Annotated in this window: 5 protein-coding genes and 4 pseudogenes; 5 read left to right on the top strand and 4 right to left on the bottom strand. The window is 61.5% G+C overall.

Features of this window, described 5'->3' with window-relative positions:
* Positions 1-161: 161 nt before the first annotated feature.
* The 3 genes and pseudogenes from tnpB to nifH all read right to left on the bottom strand — a co-directional run.
* Complete coding sequence (gene tnpB / locus X773_RS73070; protein ID WP_023680870.1) at positions 162-509, bottom strand: IS66 family insertion sequence element accessory protein TnpB; 348 nt, start codon at positions 507-509, stop codon at positions 162-164.
* Entirely contained in the window at positions 506-796 is a 291-nt protein-coding gene (locus X773_RS73065) for a transposase (protein WP_084641911.1), read from the bottom strand. The genes tnpB and X773_RS73065 overlap by 4 nt, the downstream gene beginning before the upstream one ends.
* A 304-nt stretch (positions 797-1,100) precedes the next feature.
* Positions 1,101-1,211, bottom strand: a pseudogene (gene nifH / locus X773_RS77110) (nitrogenase reductase); the annotation flags it as partial.
* Between the two features lie 476 nt (positions 1,212-1,687).
* Between nifH and X773_RS78845 the strand changes: the two are divergent.
* The 4 genes and pseudogenes from X773_RS78845 to istB all read left to right on the top strand — a co-directional run bounded on the left by X773_RS78845 (position 1,688) and on the right by istB (position 4,763).
* Positions 1,688-1,921 carry a transposase gene (locus tag X773_RS78845; RefSeq protein ID WP_023680866.1) on the top strand — a complete coding sequence of 78 codons (234 nt, stop codon included), beginning with the start codon at positions 1,688-1,690 and terminating at the stop codon, positions 1,919-1,921.
* A 231-nt stretch (positions 1,922-2,152) separates the two neighbouring features.
* Positions 2,153-2,545 (top strand): annotated as a pseudogene (locus X773_RS78840) (transposase); the annotation flags it as partial.
* A gap of 108 nt (positions 2,546-2,653) precedes the next feature.
* Positions 2,654-3,995, top strand: a pseudogene (gene istA, locus X773_RS73050) (IS21 family transposase).
* A gap of 12 nt (positions 3,996-4,007) precedes the next feature.
* Positions 4,008-4,763 (top strand): annotated as a pseudogene (gene istB / locus X773_RS73045) (IS21-like element helper ATPase IstB).
* A 63-nt stretch (positions 4,764-4,826) separates the two neighbouring features.
* Here istB and X773_RS79210 read toward each other — a convergent pair.
* The gene (locus X773_RS79210; RefSeq protein ID WP_280952148.1) at positions 4,827-4,949 is read right to left on the bottom strand and encodes a hypothetical protein; all 123 of its coding nucleotides are present in this window, start codon (positions 4,947-4,949) and stop codon (positions 4,827-4,829) included.
* 152 nt (positions 4,950-5,101) lie between these two features.
* Between X773_RS79210 and X773_RS73040 the strand changes: the two genes are divergently transcribed.
* Positions 5,102-6,015, top strand: a 914-nt coding sequence (locus tag X773_RS73040) for a substrate-binding domain-containing protein (RefSeq protein ID WP_023680859.1), incomplete at its 3' end; no start/stop codon positions are given.

The raw sequence follows: 6,015 nt of genomic DNA, 5'->3' as shown, positions 1-6,015 counted from the left end.
GCGGCCTCGTCTTCGGCTCTGGCCAGCGCCGCGGTCAGCGCTGCTCTCAGCGCGCCAATATCGTCCGGAACAGCATCCTGGGCGGTGGCAACCATGCCCTGGAGTGAATCATAAAACGCGTCCGCTGACTCGCGGAAAATGGCGCAAACTCAAAGAAAAACTCAGCCCGCGCGCTGCGGTCGGAACGTGTGACGCGGGTTGCGCCAATCGATCCCGTCGAGCATGTAGGCGAGCTGCGCCGGTGATATGGAAACCGTGCCGTCCGCCGGCGACGGCCATAGAAACCGGCCCTTCTCGAGCCGTTTTGCATATAGCGACATGCCGAGCCCATCATGCCAGATAATCTTGATCAGGTTGCCGTTGCGGCCGCGGAAGACATAAAGATCGCCGGCATGCGGATCCCGGCCCAACGTCTCCTGAACCTGCAGAGCGAGGCCTTGCATTCCGCGACGCATATCGGTCCGGCCAACCGCCAACCAGATCCGCACCTGGCTCGGAACCGGGATCATGAAACGCCCAGCGCCTTCACCATCGCCGCCGCCAGTGTCGGCGGCGTGGTCAGCGGTATCCGCAGCCGCACCTTGCCGGCGATCTCCAGCTCGATCCCCGCTGGGGACGCCGCCGGCCGCGAAACGGCGACAGGCTCATCGGGAGCCACCACAACTTCGGCAAAGCCCGTCTCGCGGGCTCTCAGCGTGCGGCGCCACTTATAGATCAGGCTGGTTGCGACATCGTACTGACGCGCTACCGCCGCCACCGTGGCCCCGGGCGCGAATGCCGCGGCAGGATCCGGCACTGATCCGCTTCACGCCAACGACGACGACGCTCCGGTCCGGTCAATAACGTCACATGGCTCATGCTGTGCTGCTAACTACGCTCGAAAGGACGACCTTAAGAGCGCAGCTTCGCTACCGGGCCATGCTCCCGCAAGGCGGCCCTCGCCGGAGGCGTACGGGATGCCGGCCTCCAGCAGGCCAGATTCAGCGCATAGCGAACAGCCCGGAACGATGGGTCCACGCCGACAAACTGGATGTCATCACGAAGCCCGCGATTGCCAAAGAAGGCGTGATGCTCAATCTCGTGTTGGCGGGAGAGCGATCGATCAGGATCTCCTGCCCGAGGTCGACAAGGGACGCGAGCGTATTTTGGGAGGTGGTAGACTTGCCGATGGCCCCCTTCCCGGAGAATGCGTTCTGACGCAGACCTAACATGGTGCTTTCCCTCCTTCGTTTCATCGATCGCGGTGACCGCGACATGAGTGCCGGTCGGCAGCTGCCGCCGCCTCACAGCGAAAGGCTGCAAAACCCGGGCCAACTGACCGGCAAAAGACTCAGAACAATGTTTCTGCATATTATTCCATGGCTTCAATGAGAGTGCAGCGGGACACCAGGCCGAACACCACCATGTCCGCGAACTCGACGAACCCGACAGGAGGTGTCGGGTGCCTGGCTTTTTCCCAGGCATGGCGGACAGATCCTCCGCGGGGAAGCGGAATTCACGCCTTGGTGCCGTGTTGTGCCGTGTTGCATGGATGAGCGAGTTGGTAACCGCGGCTGGGTAGCGTCGAGACCTGTTCGCCTTCTGACCAAAGATCTCTACTGTGCCATTCAAAGCAAATGCCGCTCGCCGTCACCGGATTCCGAAGCAGCGGCACGGGGTCACGAATTGGGCCGAGTATGACGCGGCCATGCACCAACGTGGAGGCCTCACGGTCTGGTTCTCTGGCGAGGCGATTGCCGCCTGGCAGGCTGAGCCCCGCACCACACGCGGTGGTCAAGCCCACTATTCGGCCCTGGCGATCAGGACAGCCCTGACGCTCCGGGCGGTGTTCCGGCTGGCGCTGCGCCAAACCGAGGGCTTGATTCGCTCAGTCCTGAGCTCCTCGGCCTTGATCTGGCGGTGCCGGATCACTCAACGCTGAGCCGGCGGGCTGAAACCTTGGAGGTGCCAAGGCCATGTTCGAGGTCCTTGGGGACCTGTTCACCTGCTGGTCGACAGCACAGGCCTGTGGCTGTGTGGCCCCGGCGAGTGGCTGATTGAAGCATGGCACCCGAACGCGCCGATCCTGGCGCAAGCTGCACATCGGGATGGATGCCGACACTGGAGAGATCCTCGCCTCAGAGCTGACGGGTAGTGAGTCGATGATGGCTCGCAGGTCGAGCCGTTGCTCGACCAAATCCCAGTTCCACTCGCCTCCTTCATCGCTGATGGAGCCTACGATCAGGCTGGCATCTACGGCACTATCGCCCAGCGTCATCCTGAGGCTGAAGTCATCGTTCCACCACGATCAACGGCGGTGCTGAGCGAGGATGTGCAGACCACTCCGACCCAACGCGACCGGCATCTCCAAAGCATTACCGAGCAGGGACGCATGGGCTGGCAGAAGCGATCCGGGTATACTCGACGAGCCCTGGTGGAGGCGTCTATAAGCCGCTTCAAACGCGTGATCGGTACGAGCTTACGCTCGCGGACGGAACCCCGCTGCGGATTCCGACGTGAAGCCGGCCGCCATTCCGATCAAAGACCGGCCACCATTCCGATTTGAAGCCGGCCACCGTTCCAATCAAAAGCCGGCCAGTTTTCGGCACTGAAGATTACCTCCTGGGTCAGCAACTTTGGCATCAATCACCTCGCCATGAACGGGGACATTTTGATGCCGGCAAAGAGAAGGCTGACCATGAGACAATTGAGACAAATGCTGCGGCTTGCCGGAAGCGGGACGAGCTCCCGCGAGATTGCGGTCGTATTGGGGATAGCGCGCAGTACGGTGCAGGATAATTTGCAGCGTGCAGCCGCGGTTGGATTGAGCTGGCCCTTGCCGGGCGAGCTGACCGACGATGCGCTTGAGCACAAGCTCTTCAGTCGCAACGGCGTCAAACAGGGCACGCGACGACGCACGGAACCGAACTGGCCCGATCTTGCGGTCGAGCTCAAGAAGCCCGGCGTCACCTTGCTTATCCTGTGGGAGGAGTATCGTGGGTCGCATCCCGACGGTTACGGCTATGGTCGCTTTTGTGAACTTCTAAGGGGATTTAAGCAGCGACTGTCACCGACGATGCGCCAGGAGCATGCGGCCGGCGACAAGGTCTTCGTGGATTCCGGCAAAAAGATTCCGATTGTCGATCGCAAGACCGGTGAGATCCGCGAGGCGGAGATCTTCGTGGCGGTGCTGGGTGCGTCCAGCTACACCTTTGCCGAGGCCACCTGGACGCAAACGCTCCCCGACTGGATTGGCTCGCATGTCCGGATGTTTCGTTTTTTTCATGGCGTTCCCAGACTCGTCATTCCCGACAATCTGAAGTCTGGCGTCAGTCGAGCCAGTTTCTACGATCCCGAGATCAACCGCAGCTACGGCATGATGGCTTCCCACTATGGCGTCGGCGTTCTTCCGGCACGGCCAAGGTCGAGCGCCCGGCTTTGGCCAGTCTTCCACTGGAGGATTACGAGTTTGCCGAATGGCGTTTGGCCCGCGTCTCGACGGATTATCATGTCGAGTTCAAGACCTTCTTTTATTCCGTGCCCCACAGCCTCATTCGTCAGCAGGTCGATCTGAGAGCAACGGCGCGCACCATCGAGATCTTCCACCGCGGCAAGCGCGTCGCGGTGCATCAGCGCCGCTATGGAGGTCCTCGCCATGGAACCGATCCGGATCACATGCCCAGTTCCCACCGGCGCTATGCCGAATGGACGCCGGAGCGCTTTCGCGCTGGGCCACGTCGATCGGGCCGCAAACCGAAGGTCTGGTCATCGCAATTCTCGCCAGCCGTCCGCATCCCGAGCAGGGCTTTCGAACATGTCTGGGCATCCTACGCCTGTTTCGGGACATCGATCGCAATCGGGCCGAAGCCGTGTCAGCCCGCGCTGTCGAGATCGGTGGCCTGAACTGCAAGAGCATTGCTTCGCTCATCGCCAACCACAAAGCCGCACGCCATTCCACCGAACCAACCGCCATCGTCGATCACGCCAATCTGCGTGGCCCTGATTACTTTCATTGAGGAGATCCACCCATGCTGATCAATCCCACCATCGACATGCTGCGAGAGCTCGGCCTTTACGGCATGGCAACCGCTTTCCAGGAACTCGACGCACAGTCCGAAGTGCGCGGCCTCGAGCATGGCGAATGACTTGCCATGCTGCTCGAACGCGAGGCGACCATGCGCCGCCAGAAGCGTTTCGAGGCTCGCGCCAGGGCTGCCAAGCTTCGCCATGACGCGCAGATCGAGAATGCCGACTTCCGCGCCGCACGCGGCCTCGACCGCAATATATTCATGGCGCTTGCCGGCTGCGACTGGATCAGAAAGCATCACGGTCTTCTTGTCACCGGGCCAGCCGGCGTCGGCAAAAGCTGGCTTGCCTGCGCTCTTGGCCACCAGGCCTGCCGCGAAGACTTCTCAGCCGCCTACCACCGGGTTCCCCGGCTGTTCGCCGCCCTCGCGCTTGCAAGAGGCGACGGGCGATACGGCAGGATCCTCAAATCTCTTGCCAGGACCGACCTGCTGATCCTCGATGACTGGGGACCTGAAAAACTCAATGACGACCAACGCCGCGATCTCCTGGAGATCATTGAGGATCGCTACGAACGACGCTCAACCATCGTCACAAGTCAGGTGCCCGTGGATCGCTGGTGGGAAATTATTGCAAACTCAACTTTGGCCGACGCCATCCTGGATCGCCTCGTTCACAACGCCTATCGCATCGATCTCACCGGTGAAAGCATGCGAAAACAGCGCCCGCCGATCGTCCCCGAAAACACCGAAGCTTGACCTGAAACAAAACCCAACCCAAACATCAACGAGACCCGGGATCAGACCGAAAACTGGCCGCCTTCAAATCGGAATGGTGGCCGGAATGAAATCGGAATGACTGGCCGGCTTCAAATCGGAATCGGTGGCCGGCTTCATCGGAATACGCAACCCCGCCGCGCGACTGAGACCGCCATTGCCGTTCATGTTCTGAACCGCATGCTTGAACTCGGACGCCCCGAAATCCGTCCGCATCACTTAAACAAAGGCTCTGAGTGGGCTCGGTGTGTTCACCCACCAATCCGTGCAACACAGCCCAGCCTACTATCAGCAGTGCGCTGAAACGGCTGGAAGAGACCATGGAGAAGCGGCTGCTCGATTGCCGGCCCGGGCATTTCGCGCTGACCCCGGCGGGTGAGACGCTTTATCGCGAAAGCTGCATGCTTTTCGGCTCGATCTCACGGCTGCGGGGTCTGATGGCGGCGGCGGAGACCGTTGTCACCGGCCATGTTGCCATCGCCATGACCAGCCATGTGGTCTGCCCGCATTTCGATGAGGCAATGGCACGCTTCAACACAGCCTATCCCGAGGTGACCTATTCGATCTCGATCACCGACAGCGCCGAGGTCCTGAGCCGGTTGCGGCAGAACCAGGCGTCGGTAGGCCTGTGCCTGATGCGCGAGGATGATCCCATGCTGGACAGCCGCATCCTGTTCCGGGAGTTCTTCGGCCTGTTCTGCGGTCCGCCGCACAGGCTGTTCGGCCGATCGGACATCGGGATCGAGGATGTGTCCGGCGAACGCTCGGTGTCGTTCCAGACCGAACTCGACAACGGACCGCTCTATCTGGTGCGCCAGTTGCGCGAGCGGGTCAATCTGCACCCCGAGCCGCACGGCCTCTCGGCCAATCTGCCCGAGGTGCGGCGAATGATCATCACCGGGATGGGCATTGGAGCGCTGCCAGTGCATATCGCCTGGCGCGACGTCGATGCCGGACTCCTGTGGCAGGTGCCGCCGAAGGACCATCTGCCGGCGGTCGAGATCCATTTCGTGGTGAACCCGCGCCGCAGCCTGAACCCGGCCGAGACCGCCTTCGTGCAGACGATCCATGAGATGATCGCGCAGACCTCGTTGGAGGAGCGCACCTATCTGTCGGGCGACAATCCGAGTTGTCGCGCTGCACCTATCGGTGAGCGGTCTCAGTCCGTCGCCTCGCGGAACCTCATCGCCTCAAGCAAGAATTCGCCCGCGTTGCGGATCTCCTCGACGAGGAA

The organism is Mesorhizobium sp. LSJC280B00, assembly GCF_000502835.1.
Lineage (GTDB): Bacteria > Pseudomonadota > Alphaproteobacteria > Rhizobiales > Rhizobiaceae > Mesorhizobium.
Note: the sequence above shows the minus strand (reverse complement) of the source record. Positions and strands in the feature narration are given on the sequence as shown.